General features: G+C 70.7%; 16 protein-coding genes. 9 read left to right on the forward strand and 7 right to left on the reverse strand.

Annotated elements, in window-relative coordinates; genetic code table 11:
• Positions 1 to 64: 64 nt before the first annotated feature.
• Positions 65 to 1753, reverse strand: coding sequence for a peptidoglycan-binding protein (locus VGF64_06890; protein HEY1634466.1), 1689 nt, complete (start codon positions 1751 to 1753; stop codon positions 65 to 67).
• Here VGF64_06890 and VGF64_06895 point away from each other — a divergent pair.
• Both VGF64_06895 and VGF64_06900 read left to right on the forward strand, forming a co-directional pair.
• Positions 1734 to 2618 (forward strand): hypothetical protein, encoded by an 885-nt coding sequence (locus VGF64_06895; GenBank protein HEY1634467.1) that lies wholly within the window; start codon positions 1734 to 1736, stop codon positions 2616 to 2618. The two genes, VGF64_06890 and VGF64_06895, sit on opposite strands and share 20 nt — an antisense overlap.
• Positions 2619 to 3185: 567 nt before the next feature.
• Positions 3186 to 3401, forward strand: coding sequence for a dodecin family protein (locus VGF64_06900; protein HEY1634468.1), 216 nt, complete (start codon positions 3186 to 3188; stop codon positions 3399 to 3401).
• A 21-nt stretch (positions 3402 to 3422) separates the two neighbouring features.
• On the opposite strand, the gene VGF64_06905 is transcribed toward VGF64_06900, so the two are convergent.
• Together VGF64_06905 and VGF64_06910 are read right to left on the reverse strand one after the other, a co-directional pair.
• Complete coding sequence (locus VGF64_06905) at positions 3423 to 4838, reverse strand: hypothetical protein (GenBank protein ID HEY1634469.1); 1416 nt, start codon at positions 4836 to 4838, stop codon at positions 3423 to 3425.
• 58 nt (positions 4839 to 4896) lie between these two features.
• Positions 4897 to 5610: a hypothetical protein gene (locus tag VGF64_06910; GenBank protein HEY1634470.1), complete on the reverse strand. Its 714-nt coding sequence runs from the start codon at positions 5608 to 5610 to the stop codon at positions 4897 to 4899.
• 196 nt (positions 5611 to 5806) lie between these two features.
• Here VGF64_06910 and VGF64_06915 point away from each other — a divergent pair, with 196 nt between their 5' ends.
• From VGF64_06915 to VGF64_06925, 3 genes are all read left to right on the forward strand, one after another.
• On the forward strand, positions 5807 to 7189 hold the full coding sequence (locus VGF64_06915; GenBank protein ID HEY1634471.1) for a wax ester/triacylglycerol synthase domain-containing protein: 1383 nt from the start codon (positions 5807 to 5809) through the stop codon (positions 7187 to 7189).
• A 116-nt stretch (positions 7190 to 7305) separates the two neighbouring features.
• The gene (locus VGF64_06920) at positions 7306 to 7998 is read left to right on the forward strand and encodes a hypothetical protein (protein ID HEY1634472.1); all 693 of its coding nucleotides are present in this window, start codon (positions 7306 to 7308) and stop codon (positions 7996 to 7998) included.
• Positions 7999 to 8054: 56 nt separating this feature from the next.
• Positions 8055 to 9596 (forward strand): MFS transporter, encoded by a 1542-nt coding sequence (locus VGF64_06925; GenBank protein ID HEY1634473.1) that lies wholly within the window; start codon positions 8055 to 8057, stop codon positions 9594 to 9596.
• A gap of 49 nt (positions 9597 to 9645) precedes the next feature.
• On the opposite strand, the gene VGF64_06930 is transcribed toward VGF64_06925, so the two are convergent.
• A complete protein-coding gene (locus VGF64_06930; protein ID HEY1634474.1) occupies positions 9646 to 9855 on the reverse strand; it encodes a TOBE domain-containing protein in 210 nt (69 codons plus the stop codon).
• Positions 9856 to 10005: 150 nt separating this feature from the next.
• Between VGF64_06930 and VGF64_06935 the strand changes: the two genes are divergently transcribed.
• From VGF64_06935 to VGF64_06950, 4 genes are all read left to right on the forward strand, one after another.
• Positions 10006 to 10422 carry a helix-turn-helix transcriptional regulator gene (locus tag VGF64_06935; protein ID HEY1634475.1) on the forward strand — a complete coding sequence of 139 codons (417 nt, stop codon included), beginning with the start codon at positions 10006 to 10008 and terminating at the stop codon, positions 10420 to 10422.
• Positions 10419 to 11333: an extracellular solute-binding protein gene (locus tag VGF64_06940; protein ID HEY1634476.1), complete on the forward strand. Its 915-nt coding sequence runs from the start codon at positions 10419 to 10421 to the stop codon at positions 11331 to 11333. Before VGF64_06935 ends, VGF64_06940 begins: the two co-directional genes overlap by 4 nt.
• Positions 11330 to 13204 carry an ATP-binding cassette domain-containing protein gene (locus VGF64_06945; GenBank protein HEY1634477.1) on the forward strand — a complete coding sequence of 625 codons (1875 nt, stop codon included), beginning with the start codon at positions 11330 to 11332 and terminating at the stop codon, positions 13202 to 13204. Before VGF64_06940 ends, VGF64_06945 begins: the two co-directional genes overlap by 4 nt.
• A gap of 129 nt (positions 13205 to 13333) precedes the next feature.
• Positions 13334 to 13945: a DUF1707 domain-containing protein gene (locus VGF64_06950; protein ID HEY1634478.1), complete on the forward strand. Its 612-nt coding sequence runs from the start codon at positions 13334 to 13336 to the stop codon at positions 13943 to 13945.
• Position 13946: 1 nt separating this feature from the next.
• On the opposite strand, the gene VGF64_06955 is transcribed toward VGF64_06950, so the two are convergent.
• The 3 genes from VGF64_06955 to VGF64_06965 all read right to left on the reverse strand — a co-directional run.
• Positions 13947 to 14510: a class I SAM-dependent methyltransferase gene (locus VGF64_06955; protein ID HEY1634479.1), complete on the reverse strand. Its 564-nt coding sequence runs from the start codon at positions 14508 to 14510 to the stop codon at positions 13947 to 13949.
• A gap of 42 nt (positions 14511 to 14552) precedes the next feature.
• Positions 14553 to 15071, reverse strand: a complete 519-nt coding sequence (locus tag VGF64_06960) for a hypothetical protein (GenBank protein ID HEY1634480.1) — start codon at positions 15069 to 15071, stop codon at positions 14553 to 14555.
• A gap of 83 nt (positions 15072 to 15154) precedes the next feature.
• On the reverse strand, positions 15155 to 15400 hold a 246-nt coding region (locus tag VGF64_06965), incomplete at its 5' end, for a hypothetical protein (GenBank protein ID HEY1634481.1).

Raw genomic sequence — 15400 nt, forward strand, 5'->3', positions numbered from 1 at the left:
TTGCGGGCCGAGGTGCGGGAGCGACTGCTGGCCTAGAGAATTTCGGGCGTGTACCTCAGCGCTCTCACCCGCCGATGGAAGGCAGGATGGCGTTGATGTAGTCGAGCATGGGCTGGCCCGCTCCCATTCGCCCGAGCGGCAGGAAGCCGATCTCGAGGTGCGGGCCGGTCGAGATGCCGACAATGCCGTAGCCGACGATCGAGATCTGCTGGCCCTGGACGACGTGGGCTCCGACCGGGACGAGATCCGGCCCGGAGTGGCCGTAGTAGACGGTCCTGCCCGCGAGGGGGCCCGAAGTGATCTGCAGCACGGGGGCGTTGGGACCGAAGCCGCCGATGCCCTCCTGGATGATGGTGCCCGAGCCCATGGCGTAGAGGGGTGTGCCACCGGGGGCCGAGTAGTCCACGCCCTGGTCGACGCTGCCGCCCTTCAGGTACTGGATCGGCAACGGCAGCGCGGCGCCGCCTGGACCTATCACGCCTCCGGGGCCTGGCACAGCGCTGGCCAGAAGGGCGGCCGGGAGGGGCGGGGGGAACGGTGTCAGCATGGTCGTGCGGGTCGCGTCGTCGATCACTCCCGTGACGGGGACGGCCGCAGCGTGCTGGTAGGCCCTGACGGCCGTCGTGGTGGGGAGGTCCCACTTACCAGTGCTCGGGGCGGGGAACCCGAGACCAGTGAGCAGCGCCTGCCAGTTCCCCACCTGGTTGGCTGTCATCAGGGCCGGCGCGGCGGGAAGGCTGAACTGAGGAGCGCTCTGGATGGTGTCGAAGACGGACTGGCTGGCCGTCTCCCAGCTCCAGTAGGAAACCGAGACTGCATTGGCGTCGTCGGCTGCGTGGATGAAACCGAGCAGCTGGTCGCGCGCCGGATCGGGAGGAGTCCAGCCGGCGGGCGGCGGGACCGGGGGCGGTGGGATCGGGGGCGGCGGCACTTGGTCCACCGCGATCAGGGGCTTGCCGAGAGGTGCCAAGGCAGCCATGGCCGGGCCGAGGTCCCCGCTGGCCGGGGTGGAGGAGGGGTCCATCACCGCGACGGCGTCGAAGGGCGCGACCACCTGGGCGTAGGGATAGGCGGCTGCGGGGGGAGGCGGCGCCGGGACAGGCGGAACCGGCACGGTCGCGACGAGGGGAACGTCAGGACCCACGATGAACCTCACCGCGTTGCCGTACTGCTCGGCCGCCGGCAACGGCGGGTTGGCCCCCGCCGCGGGATCCAGGTCGGCTACGAAGCCGTCGATCCGATCCTGGCTGGGCGTGGTGTACGTGATCTCGGAGATGGCCCGCGCCATGTCGGCGTTCGGGTCGGCCAGGCTGGGCATGTCGGCGCCGTAGACACGGATGTTGGCCGCGTGGGCAGCGGGGAGGAAGGTGTCGAGAAAGCTCTGCTGCGTGAAGCTGGCGTCCGTCGAGCCGAGGAACACCACGACATAGTTCAACCCAGCGGCCTGGGCCTTGGACACCATGGCGTCAACGACTGAGAGCGCGGTCCCGTCGGCGACAGGCGCATACTTCTGGCCGAGATCGGTGGAGAAGTCTCCAGTGCCCCACGGCGAGACCCCGACCGCGTGCGCCACCGCCAGCGCGTTGTTTCCGGCCTTGAGGGCGGCGAGGATCCCTCGGTACTGGCCGTTCTTCAACGTCAGGGTCGTCGCCCTGATGGCGGTCGTCCAGTCGGGGTAGGTCCTGACGCCAATCGAGTTCCAGATCGTCGCCCCCGCCGCAGGTTCGGTCGTGTTGAGCGGGTTCAGGTGCACGAAGCCGCCCTCGGCCGCCTGCCAGGCGTCGATGGCCTGGACGTTGGGACCGGTGTTCGGGTCGCCGAGGGCGGCCAGGAGCGCCCTCGAGAAGTCCGACGGCGTGCGAATGGCGCCATTCGACGCCGACGAGGTACCCGACGGCGACGAGCTACCCGATGGTCCCGAGGTAGCCGACGGCGAGGCGGCATCCGATGCCGGTAGTCGAGGCGGCGCCCAGATCCACATGCCCTTGCCGACGGGTACCGGTCCCTTGACAGCAGGTATGACGGGAGTGGGCTGGGCCGGTGCCGCAGGTGCCGCGGGGCCCGGTGCGGTCGGGGCCGGTGCGGTCGGGGCCGGTCCGGTCGGGGCCGGTCCGGTCGGCGTCGGGACGGGTGGAGCGGTGGGGACGATGCCCGGCAGGCTGTGCAGGGGGTGGGGCAGGGCGCCGGTTGGAGGAATGGAAGCAGCAGGCTGCGGGGACCCGGAAGTGGGACCGCTGCGAGCGGGCGGGGCCGCGGTGGTGGGGGGCCGAGCCGCGGTGGTCGGGGGCGGGGCCACGGTCGTCGAGGGCGCTGTGGTCGCAGGAGACGTGGGCTGCGGCGCAGTGGTCGCAGACGGCTTCGGCGGCGCCGGGTTCGTTGTTGGGGTCACCGGTGCGGGTGGACTCGAGAGCGTCGGGGGTGTTGGCGGGCAGGTCTTCCCGCCCGTGACGGTCACGTCCCTGAGCGTGAGATTGACGTTGGCGGCCCAGGTGCACAAGCTCCAGGCGTCACTGCCCTGTCCGGCGATGGTCGCCCCGTTGCCGTTCACGGTTGTGTGGTTGGTGGCAACGGGCAGACCACTCCCGCTCGCGCCGGTGCCGTCGGTCGGCACGACGTAGGAGCATCCCGCGGTCAGATCGACCGTCCCCCCTCCGTTGCCATTGGCCTTGGTGAGAGCGGCGCTGAGACCTGCAGCACCGCCACCCGGTCCGGAGCACGGCACGTTCGCCGCCACGGTCCCGTAAGCGATAGCAGGAGAGAGGAGAGAAACGGTGGCCCATCCGCAAAGCAGACCGGCCAGCGCGCCAACAGCAACGGACCGTTGGCCCACCCTCACCTCGTGCCTACGAATGGACTGTGCAACATCAACCCTCCGCCCGACCCGCCATCAAGGTCCGGACGTCAACGCCGATCCTTCGCGATATCCGTTCCCTACCGATACGGAATGCGTGAAAGACCGTGCACCGTGATGCGCCTTTACCCTACTCAGCGCCCGATCACGTACGCCCAGGCCCATTTCAACATGAGCGCGCTCCGAGACCATGTCAACCCGTCATATAGCCACGGGTCACCGCGAACCGTCACCATTCGGGCGCTCCCTGTGCGCTGTCGCACCACTCCGGGCCGAGCTCCGCCGACCGCCAGTGGGTAGGGTCGTCGACGGGCAACGAGGAAAGGACCTCACGATGGCGGAGAGCGTCTACAAGATCATCGAGCTGGTGGGCACGAGCGAGGAATCGTGGGAGAAGGCCGCGAGCGCAGCCGTGGCCAGGGCGGCGGGGTCGCTCCGGGACCTCCGCGTCGCAGAGGTGGCCGAGCTCGACCTCCAGATCGAGGCCGGCCAGGTCGTGGCCTACCGGGCCAGGCTCAAGGTGTCCTTCAAGTACGAAGCGGCCGACTGAGGCGCCTGGCGCCCGCCACGTTCAGGCGGACCGTTCTCCCTGCGACGCGATCTGCGTCGCCCACGCCCGCAGCGATTCGCGCACGCGACCCACCTGCCGCACGGCAGCCTGACGTTCCGTCTCGAGCTCGTCGTACTGCTGGCGAAGATCGTCCACGTGCAGCCGGAGCCCGTCCATCACGGCGCGGGCGCCTTCGGTCGTCGCCGCGTGGACCTGATCGCTCAACCGATCGACCTGCTGGCGGGCCTCCTCCATGCTCCAGGTGATCTCCTCGTGGTCGCGCCGTGACGAGTCGACGATCTCGGCCGCTCGGACCTCGGCCTCCTCCACCAGCTCGGCCGCTCGGCGCTCGGCCAGAGCCCGGTCGGCGTCCGCCTGCTCGACGAGGTTCATCGCCTCCTCGCGGTCATGGGCGGACTTCGCCGACAGCTCGGCGGCTCTGGCCTCGGCCTCTTCGACCAGCTCGGCCGCGCGTCGCGCCGCCTCTGTCAGGTCGGCGTCGGCCCGCTTGACCAGCTGGATCGCCTCCTCGCGGTCCATGGCGGACTCGGCCGAGAGATCCGCGGACCTTGCTTCGGACGCTTCGACCACCTCGGCGGCGGCCCGCTCGGCTTCGGCCCGCACCATCGCCGCCTGTCGTACCAGCTCGACGGCCGCCTGGCGTTGGCGCTCCGGTTCGGCGTACAGGTCGGCGACCCTGGCCTCGGCCTGGTCGACCAGCTCCTTCGCCCAGCGCTGGGCGTCGGCCTTGGCCTCCGCGGCCTGGCGCATGAGCTCGGCCGCCTCTTCGCTCTGGCCGTCGAAGGCGGTGTGGACCTCGGCCGCCTTCGCCTCCGCCTCCTCGATCAGCTCGGTCGCTCGCTGCTCCGCCTCGGCCCTGGTCATCTCGGCCTGGCGGAGAATCTCGGCCGCCTTCGCCTCGGCCTCCTCGACCAGCTCGGTCGCTCGCTTATCCACCTCGGCCCTGGTCATCTCGACGCGGCGACCGAGCTCGTCGGCTTGCTCCCGGTCGTGGGCGGTGGCCTGCATGAGCTCGCCCGCTCGGGCCTGGGCGGCGTCGACCAGCGCCGTCGCCTGCTCCTCGGCCTCCGCCTTGGCCATCTCGGCCCGCCGCATGAGCTCGTCAGCGTCCTCGCGATAGCGCCGAGATGTCTCGGCCAGCCCAGCGAGCTCTGACACCTTCGTCTCGAGCTCGGCGATCCGGGCCAGCGCCTCGCTCCCCCAGTGGGCGTACTCGGCGACGTAGGTGTCGACCTGGCTCCGGTCGTACCCCCGCAGCGCCCGGGCGAAATGCGGTTGCTCGGCGCGACCCTCGATGATCTCGCTCGCTTCGTCTTCGTGGTCGACGGAGCCGGCGTCCGGCGAGCCCGCCTCGTTGTCGTACAGCGGCGGTCCGGAGTCCTCTCCCTCGGGCGGCTCCCATTCCGGCCGAACCACGGTCGCCTCCTCGCTGTCACCTGTCGGTGACTGCCACCTCGGAAGAACCACCTTCGCCCTACCCAGCCCTCAGCATCCCAGCGGCCAGGCCGTCCAGCTCCTCCCGCAGACGGGAGAGATCGCCGATCACGGTCTGGCGCTGGTCCTCGAGGTGGTCGAGACCCTGGCGGATCTCTTCGAGGTGGACCTGGCTGCCGTTCATGGCGGCCGCCGCACCCTCCTGCGCCTTTGTCTCGACCTCGTCGGTGAACCATTCGACCTGCTGACGGGCCTCCTCGACCAGCAGCTCGATCTTGTGACGGGCGTCGTCGACCTGTCCGCCGGCGAACTCGCGGTCGCGCCGGGACTGCTCCCCGAGGTCGTCCGCCTCGGCCCTGGCGGCGGCCACGATCTCGGCCGCCCGCCACTCCGCCTCCGAGCGCTCCGACTCGGCATGCCTGACCAGCTCGTCGGCCTCCCGCCGATCAAGCCGGGAGGCCTCGTACAGCTCCGCCGCCCGAACGTGGGCCGCTTCCACGATCTCGGCCGCCTTGCGCTGGGCCTCCTCCCGGTCGGCCTCCGCGCTCTGAAGGAGCTCGTGGGCTCGCTGGCGGTCACTTCTGGAGGTCTCGGCCAGATCCTCGAACTCCGACACGGTGGCTTCGAGCTCCGAGATGCGGGTTCGGGCCTCGACCGCTCGCGACGCCTCCTCGGCCAGAAAGGCGTCGACCTGGGTCCGGTCGTAGCCGCGGACCACGGCGAACGCCGGTCGCTCGAGCCGATCCCCGATCATGGGCTCCTTCCCGTTCTCTCCCGGCTTCTCGCCGCGCACGGCCTCAGGAGCTCACCGAAACCCCAGCGCTCTTGTCACGTTCGCACGGTGGCGGCGCCGGTCGCAAATCAGACAACTGGAGCCATCTCGGGCCGGGTCAGACCGAACGAGGTGCGGGCGAAGGAGTACCCTCGTGTGCCGCTGACCGGGGGGGAAGATGGCGCGAAGCGAGTGCGAGGCCGATCGGCTGACGGCCGACGACCAGCGGATCCTGAGGCTCGAGCGGGGCACCATCGCCGGCCACACCTGCGCCGTGATCGTCGTCGACCCTCCGACCCACGGCGAGCATCCGACCATCGAGGGGCTGAGGGCTCACGTCGCCGACCGGCTGCACCGGGTCCCGCGGTGCCAGCAGCGACTGGCTCCGACGCCGCTCGGGCTGGCGCCGCCGCTCTGGGTCGACGACATCGGCTTCGACGTCACCCGCCACGTCGAGCGCCTGACGCCCCGGCACGAGCTCGACGACTGGGCACTCCGCGGTGCCGTGGCCCGGCTCATGGAGGGCCGGCTCGATCGCCGGCACCCTCTGTGGAGTCTGCACCTGGCGTCGCTGACGGGAGGGCGTACGGCGCTGCTCTGGCGGGAGCACCACTGCATGGCCGACGGCATGAGCGGGCTCCGGCTCCTCGATGCGCTGTTGTGGGACTCCGACCCGGACCCCGGCGCGGCCGATCCGACGCCGCACGTGCCCACGCCGTCCTACACGGAGCGTGAGCTGCTGCGATGGGGCCTCGCCGCCCGCTTTCGGACGTCTACCCGACGCGGCGTCCGACCTGACTGGCGCCAGGCACCACGACAGCTGAGCCGCCTCATGGCGGTCGTTCGTCGCGAGCTGCTCCCCGGCTCGGACCTCTCTCCACTGGCCGTCAGGATCGGGGCTCGTCGAACGGTGGGGTGGCTCTCGGGTCCCGTGGCCGAGCTGCACGATGCCGGGAAGGCGGTCGGCCCGCATATCACCGTGAACGACGTCGTCCTGGCGGTGGTGGCGGGTGGGATCAGGAGCTGGCTGTCGGCCCGCCAGGCCGGGACCGAGCACCTCCGGGCCAAGGTGCCGGTGAGCCTCCACCGCCCCGACGAGCGGGCCGATCAGCTCAGCAACCGGGACTCGTTCATGTTCGTCTCCCTTCCCGTCGAGGAGCCGGACGTCCGGTCTCGGCTGATCGCCATCTCCCGGGAGACGGGGGAGCGGAAGGAGGGTCACGACGCCAACGAGGTGGACGCCCTCATCCAGGGCCTCCAGCACCTGCCGCTGGGCGACCGCGCCGTCGACCTCACCATGAGCCCCCACGTGTTCGCCCTGAACGTCTCGAACGTCCCCGGTCCTCCGGGCCCGTTGTACGTGATGGGAGGTCGCGTCGCCTCGGTCGACGGGCTCGCCGAGGTCGCCCAGGGCCACGCCCTGCGGGTCGCGGCGCGATCGAGCCTCGGGCTGCTGTCGTTCGGTCTGTGCGCCGACTCCAGCGCCGTGCCGGACCTCGATCTGATCATCCAGGGAATGCGGCGCTCGATCGACGACCTGCTGGTGCTGGCACCCCGCTGACGTTTACGCGTCCAAGGTCTGGGGCATGCATAGGCCCCGAGATCAGCGAATCCCGCTCTGGCCTGGGCCCGACGAGCGTCGAGGGGCCCGAACGACCGCACGAGGAACACATCCCGATGTTCGAGCACACTTCCCGACAGGTCCATTTCGCCCTGGTGCGGAACGGCTACGACCGCCGCCAGGTCGATTCGGACCTGGCCCAGCGCAACCGGCAGGCGACCGAGGCCCGTGTCCGGATCGAGGAGGCGGAGTCGACGCTTGCCGAGATCACCAAGCGGGCCCGAGCGCTCGAGGCCAAGATCTCGGCGCTGCGAGCCGATTCCCGGGAGGAAATGTCGGACGCAGCCGCTCCAGTGGCCGAGATGGCCGAGCGGCTGCTGCAGACCGTGAGCGCGGCGGGCGACGATCTGCCCGCCCAGGTCCTCTCGCAGGCGAGAACGGAACGAGAGGCGATCGAGCGGGTGACGTCGGATGTGACGCGGGTCGCCCGGTTCCGCGCCGCCAGGATCATCGGCTCGGCCGAGCGCGATCGAGAGCAGGCGGACCAGCTCGCCGCCGAATCCCGTCGACAGGTCGACCAGTACATCGACGGGGCCAGGAGCGCAGCCGACGAGCGGGCGCAGGCCGCATGGGACAAGGCCCGCGCGAGCCTGCGTCAGCCAATGCTCGAGGTGGAGGAGATCAGGGAGCAGGGTCGGGCGAAGCGCCGCGAGCTCAAGCGGTTGCAGGACCTGCGGGACGATTGGTGGGGGCGCGTCGCCGGGGACTCGGTTCCGATTGTCGACGACCTCGTCGAGGACGTCGGATAGCCTGAACATCCAGAGGGGCTCGCGGCGCTGCGGGGCCCTCAACACGGGGGGGACAGGTGGACAGCCGTGGGTCGGGCACGACCCGGCAGCAGCAGCTGCTTCTCGTGGGCATGGCCCTGTCCATGGCCATCTGGTTCGTCGACGACACCGCGGTCACTGTGGCCCTGCCGACGATCGAGCGCTATTTCGACATCTCCAGCACGGCAGCCCAGTGGACGATCACCGCGTACCTCCTGGCTGCGGCCGCAGGAGTGGCGGCCGCAGGCCGTCTCGCCGACATCTTCGGTCGGCGAAGGGTCTTCCTGATCGGTGTCGTCACCTTCATGGTCGGATCCATGCTGGCCGGGCTGGCGCTCACCGACTGGTGGCTCGTCGGCGCCCGGGTTGTCCAGGGCGGCGGGGCCGCGCTCATGGGCCCGGCGGCCATCGCCCTGATCACCACGAGTTTCCCGCCCGAGCGTCGGGGGCGGGCCCTCGGGACGATCGCCGCGGCGGCGTCGGTGGCCCTGGCGGTGGGGCCGCTGGTGGGCGGCGCCATCGTCGAGGGCCTCGGGTGGCGCTGGATCTTCTTCCTCAATGTTCCCGTGGCCGCGTCCGTGGTCGTGCTCGTGCACGCCGTGGCGAGAGAGTCCCGCGACGAGGGGGTGCGTCGTGTCGACGTCCGCGGCGTCGTCCTGCTGACCGCCGGGCTCTGCGCCCTGGTGCTGGCCCTGGCCGAGAGCCCGGCGTGGGGGTTCGACTCGATCCGCACGATCGGCCTGATCGTCGGGGCAGCCATCTGCCTGGTCGTGTTCGGCCTCGTGGAGGCCAGGGTCGACGACCCGCTCATCCACCTGCGGGTCCTGCGACACCGCCACGTGCTGGTCGCGAGCACCGTCGGGCTCTGCAACCAGTTCGTCGTCATCGCTCTCGCCGTGTTCGCCATCACCTACTTCCAGGTCAGCTTCGGGCTGTCGCCGCTCGAGGCCGGGCTGCTGTTCCTGCCGACCGTCCTTCCCCAGGCGGCGACGGCCCGGCTGGCAGGCCGAGCGGCCGACAACGTGGGGCCGGCGATCCCGATCGTCGCCGGTATGGCCACGATGGCGGCCGCCTTGACCTGGGTCTCGTACGCGTCCGAGCAGCACAGCTACCTGATGATGGTCCCCCCGATGGTGGCTTTCGGGATCGGCATCTCCCTGGTCGTCACGCCGACGAGGGTCGCGGCCCAGGCCGCGGTGGACGAGGAGCACCAGGGGCTGGTGGCCGGCGTCGTGAGTACCTTCAACCGGGTCGGGGCCGTGCTCGGAGTGGCGTTGGTCGGCGCCTTCATCGTGAGCCTCCAGCACAGCCGGGCGATCAATCTCCTGGCCCACGACCGGATCAGTCCCGACCGCAACGACAGAGCCGCCCTGGACAGCATCCTCTACCACGGCCACCGCGGGAGCGCGGCGTTGGCAGACGACCCCAGCCGAATCGTGGGCCCGGTGCGACACGCCGCCAACGACGCCTTCAGCTATGCCTTTGCCAACGGCATGCGCTTCGGCGCGGTCGTCGCCGCCGTCGCCGCCCTCCTCGGCCTTCTGTTGTTGCGACCGGTCGGCCGCCAGCTTCGCTTGTAAGGCCGCTACGAGCCCGAGGCGACGGCAATCGTGGCCGTCGACAAACGGGTCAATCCTTCGAGAGGATCACTTCGGTCGCCTTGATGATCGCAGTCACGCGATCGCCGTCGCCCAGGGAGAGTGCTTCGGCCGAATCCCGAGTGATGGCCGCCACGATCTCCTCCCCGCCTGACAACCGGACCGTGACCACGGACATCACTGAGCCGTGCTGCACGGCCGAGACGGTGGCATCGAGCTGGTTACGAGCGCTGAGAGGCATGACCGGACGATATCTGGTCGGCGAGGCGCCTGGATGTGGGCAATCGGACTTCGTCCGTATACCGCATATTCCGTCCAATCCAGCGGGTCGCCTCGCGAAAGCTCCTTCACAGCGCTGAATCCTCGCAACTGCGAGCTAGAGTGCTCGCCCGTGCACCAGTATCGGGTGAGCGAGGCGGCGGAGCTGCTCGGGGTGAGCGCCGACACCGTGCGGCGCTGGACGGACTCGGGCCGGCTGGCGGTGTCCAAGGGCCCCGGTGGCCGCCGGCTGATCGAGGGTGCCGACCTGGCCCACTTCGCCCAGGCCCAGGCGCACGTCCCGAGCCCTCCCCCCATCCACTCGGAGTCGGCCCGCAATCGCTTCACCGGGATCGTCACCAAGGTGCACAAGGACGCGGTCATGGCTCAGGTCGAGATCCTGGCCGGACCGCACCGGGTGGTGTCCCTGATGAGCCGCGAGGCGGCCGATGAGCTCGGGCTGGCACCCGGGGTGCTCGCCGTCGCCTCGGTCAAGGCCACCAACGTCGTCGTCGAGGTCACCGGGCCAGACCGGACGACGGTCTCATGATCCGTCGCTGGTTCCGGCCGTTCACGGTCCTGGTGGCGGTCGCCGCCCTGGCGTCGGCCTGCGGATCGTCCTCGTCGTCGTCTTCCTCGTCGTCCTCTTCCTCCTCGTCCTCGACGACGCAACCCGATCGGGGTCCGGTGAACGTGCTGTACGCCGGGTCCCTGGTCAACCTCATGGAGCGCGACCTGGGACCCAAGTTCACCTCGGCCACGGGGTACCAGTTCAGCGGTTACGGGGCCGGGTCGGCGCAGGTCGCCAACCAGATCAAGGGTGGAGTTCGCCAGGGCGACGTGTTCATCAGCGCCAGTCCCCAGGTGAACACCACGCTCGAGGGTCCGGCCAACGGCAACTGGTTGAGCTGGTACGCGAGCTTCGCCAAGGGAAGCCTCGTCATCGGCTACAACCCCCAGAGCCGATTCGCGGCCCAGCTGCGGACCCAGCCCTGGAACCAGGTGATCACCCAGCCCGGGTTCCTGCTGGGCCGCACCGACCCGGCACTCGACCCCAAGGGCCAGCTCACCGTGCAGGCCCTGACCCAGGCGGCGGCCACCTACGACGACCCCGCCCTGCTCGGCATCACCAGGACGACCGCTGGCGTGTTCCCTGAGGAGACCCTCGTCGGACGTCTCCAGGCGGGCCAGCTCGACGCCGGCTTCTTCTACAGCAACGAGGCCAAGGAGGCGGGCATCCCCACCGTCACCCTCGGCGCCATCCAGCTGGCCGCGACCTACACGGTCACCGTCCTGAACAAGGCGCCCCACTCATCGGGAGCGACGGCCTTCGTGAACTACCTGCTGGGTGGGAAGGGCCAGAACATCATCGCGGCGCACGGCCTCAGCCTGATCAAGCCGCCGCAGCAGTCCGGGAGCGGCGTTCCGTCCAGCCTGCGCTCGGTCCTGCCCACGTCGTGAAGCCCGGAGCGGCCCGCAGCCCGCTCACCTGGCTCGGCGCCCTCCTCGCCCTCTATCTCGTCGTCCCGCTCGTCGGCCTCGTCTTCCGCCTCCAGGGCACGCCCCAGCGGGGATTCCACGTACCAGGCCTCGGCGCTGCTCTCGCCACCTCGGTGGAGACGGCCACGATCTCGACCGCCATCATCGGTTTCTTCGGCATCCCGCTCGCCTACGCCCTGGTCCGGCATCGCGGGCGGGTCGCCAATCTGGTCGGGATCGCTGTGCAGCTCCCGCTCGCCCTCCCGCCCGTCATGAGCGGGATCCTGCTCATCTACCTGGTGGGTCCCTACACGCTGTTGGGGCGGGCGTTCGGTGGGCGGCTGACCGACAGCCTGGCGGGCGTCGTACTGGCCCAGACCTTCGTCGCCGCCCCGTTCCTGATCGTGGCGGCCCGCTCCGCGTTCGCCAACGTGGAGCCGGCCCTCGTCGACGTGGCCGCGACCCTTGGCCGGGGCGAGTGGTCACGGTTCTGCCGGGTGAGCCTTCCCCTGGCTGCCTCGGGGATCGGTGCGGGGCTGCTCCTGGCCTGGCTGCGGGCCTTCGGCGAGTTCGGAGCCACCGTCATCGTCGCCTACCACCCGTACACCCTCCCGGTCTTCACCTACGTCCAGTTCAGCGGGACCGGGTTGCCCGACACGATCGCGCCGACCACGCTCGCCGTGGTCACCGCGTGCATCGTGCTCGGGCTGGCGCAGTGGCGGCCCCGGCGACGGACAGAGCACATCCCCACCATCCCCGCTGCCTGCCCGCCACCGCGCCGAGAGCCGGCGCCGCTCGGCCTGGACCTCGACCACCGCCTCGGCGACTTTCGCCTCCAGGTCTCCCACCAGGCATCCAGCCCGCTGCTGTCCATCCTCGGGCCGTCCGGGGCAGGCAAGAGCGCCACCCTGCGCTGCGTCGCCGGCCTGTTCGGCCCCGGCGCGGGGTCCGTCCGCTTCGGACACCGGGATCTCACGCGGGTGGCGACCGAACTACGCGGCGTCGGCTACGTGCCCCAGGAGCCGAGCCTGCTCCCCCACCTCAACGTCTGGGACCAGCTGCTGTTCGGAGTGGGCACCGACGCGGGCGTCGCCGCTCACTGGCTCTCCCAGCTGCGGCTGCTCGGGCTGGAGGCCCGGAGACCGGCACAGCTCTCGGGCGGCCAGCGCCAGCGGGTCGCGCTGGCCCGGGCGCTGTGCCGGTCTCCGGATCTGCTGCTGCTCGACGAGCCCTTCTCTTCGCTCGACGCCCCGGTGAAGACCGATCTCGCCCGGGAGCTGCGCCAGCTCCAGCGAGTGACGGGGGTGTCGAGCGTCGTGGTCACCCACGACCCCGAGGAGGCCGCCTTGCTGGCGGACGAGGTGATCGTGATCGCCGAGGGCCGGATCCTCCAGGCCGGGCCGCGCGCCGAGGTCTTCGGTCGGCCCGCGTCGCCAGAGGTGGCCCGGCTGCTGGGCATGCAGAACCTGAACCCGGGTGAGCTGACCGCGCCCGATCGGCTCGTCGCTGGCGGCATCGAGCTAGGAGTCGGCCCCGTGGGGCTGCCTCCCGGCGCTGACGTCCTCTGGTCGATCCGTGCCGAGCGCGTCAGGCTCGCGTCGGACGGTCCCTACCGGGCCACCGTCCTCGACGCCGTCGACCTCGGCACGACCACCGAGCTGCTGTTGCGCATCGGCGACGACCTCGAGCTCCGTGCTCGTCCCGGGGCGGGAGTTGACGCGGAGCCCGGCCAGCATCACCACATCGACCTCCCCGCGGACGAGATCCACGTGTGGCGCTCCATCCCAGCTCTCGGGCCGTCCGACGAGGGCGTTCGCCCGCACTCCGGCGCGGCACCGGCGAGGCAGAGCTGAGGCCCGATACTCGGGCGGCCTGAAATCATCGGACCGATTGCGGCAGGATGGGGCGCGAAGGCCGGTTCGACAGGGCTGGCCCAGTGGAAAGGCGGTCCGGGAGACCGGGCCCAGTCGCAGGAGGCCGGCATGGGTCCTGACGGGTTCAGCCAGCATGGGTGGCAGCATGTGGGGATGAGCAACGGGCTCGAGCTCTTGGCGATCTACGGGTCCATCCTGCTGCTTGCCGCGCTCGTGGCGGGCGGTCTGTGGTTGGCGCATCGCCTGCGCGCCCAACGCGGCGCGCCACTCCACCGCTGGCCGACGGCGAGCCTCGCCAGCCCGCCCACCCGATGGGAAAGGCCGCAGGCGCACGGCGACGGGGGTCGGCTACGGGCCTCGCACGCCGACCGCGATCGGGCGGTCGCGCTCCTGCGAGAAGCGACGGCGGAGGGCTACCTCACCCTCGACGAGTTCGAGGAGCGGATGGGCGCGGTGTACTCGGCCCGCTACCTGCGGGACCTCGATCCCCTCGTCGACGACATCCCCGGTCACCCTCGGCCGGCCGCGCTCGAGCCCGCTGCCGAGGGGTGGAAACCGGTCCCCGCCCGTAGCCACCCGGTGTTTCCGGTCCCCGGGATTCTGATCGCCGTGGGCGTCCTGGCCATCGCCCTGCACGTGTGGGTGGTCCCGGCCTTTCCCCTTGTGCTGCTCGCCTTCTTCGCCCTCCGCCTGGGCCGCCATCATCGGACATCGGCGTGACTCACGACTTCCTGGCGCTGAAGCGAACCTTGTAGTCCAGGACGGCGATGTCGACGCCGGTGAAGCCGACGGCTTCGAGCCGAGCGCCCAGAGTGTCGGGGTCGACGGGGACGAACACGTCGTCGGCGTGGAACTCGCGAAGCCACTCGGAGTCGATCGAGTCGCTGCCAATGAAGGATCCCGCCTCACGAAGGACGCGGTGGACCTCGACGAACAGCTGGTCCTGGATCTCGACGGACGGGACGTGATGGAGCATCGTGAAGCAGGTCGCCGCCGAGAACCGGCTCGAGGGGAGACCGGAGCGACTGGCGTCGGCGTGAACCACCTCCACGTTGGTGCCCTTCAGTCTCGCTGCGAGAGCCGTCGCCAGGTCGGCATCCACCTCGACGGCGGTGAGCCTCGAGGTGCGCTGTCGCAGCAGATCCGTGGTCAGGCCTGGTCCCGGCCCGACCTCCAGGACGTCGTCACCGAGGTCCGCCACCCCGAGCGCCCACGGCAGGAGGTCGGTCTCCAGCATCTGCGCCCACTCGGGACTGGCGAGGTAGTGAAGATGCCCTTCGTTCATGGGCGACGACAGTACGGCGGTCGAGCGCACTCGTGCCGCCATTTATCGGAGCCAGCTCTCGGGCACCGCGAACCCGGCGCCCAGCACGAGGTAGGCGTGCAACGCGGTGGCGTCGCGAAGGCGACCAACGGAGACGACGCGCGGTGAGGTCCACTCCGTGAAGGCGATCGTCCGCCCCACCTCCGGCATCGTGCGGGTCCGATAGACGAGAGGCGGAGGCCGGCCGTCCCACCAGTCGTACACCGCGTCGGCCAGTCGACCGCAGGTCTCGAGCAGTGGGTCGGCGCGACCTCGCTTGCCGACGTCGATCCGCCCCGTGCTCACGCGGTCGTCGAGGCCCAACGCGTCGAGGGTCGCCTGGCGGGTGAGGCGCAGACCCGCGGGCATGGCCCCCAGACAGATGAGCCAGAGCTCGCCGTCCGCCTCGGTCAGCATGCGGGCGGGGAAGCGCTCTCGCGCCGCAGCCGCGGCCCGGTTGGCGGCGTAGCGGACACGGAAGCGCCCCGAGATCGGATCGAAGCGCCCCCATGGCGACGAGAACGCTCGCCAGGACCAGTCCACGGGACGATCCGTGTCGATCCGCCACCACGTGCCTCTGTTCGGCGAGAGGCGGAGTCCCGGCGGTCGCCTCTCCGGGAAGTCGATCAGGACTGATCCCGCGCCGCCCGGACGAGGCGGAGCACGGACTCGATGTCGCCGGCGGCGAGAAGATCAGCCAGCGACCGCCCGTCGAGATCCTCCCGGGGCGCCCGCATGAGGGCGTCCGCCGCCTGGGGATCGGGGGCGACCTCCGACAGCGCCTCGAGCACCGTCGACAGGCCCGGCCTCGTGTCCCCCCGCCGGGGATCGAACTGCCAGGCGGGGTGCAGGGTCCGCCCACCGGCTCGCCA

This window comes from Acidimicrobiales bacterium, from assembly GCA_036491125.1.
Classification (GTDB): domain Bacteria; phylum Actinomycetota; class Acidimicrobiia; order Acidimicrobiales; family AC-9; genus AC-9.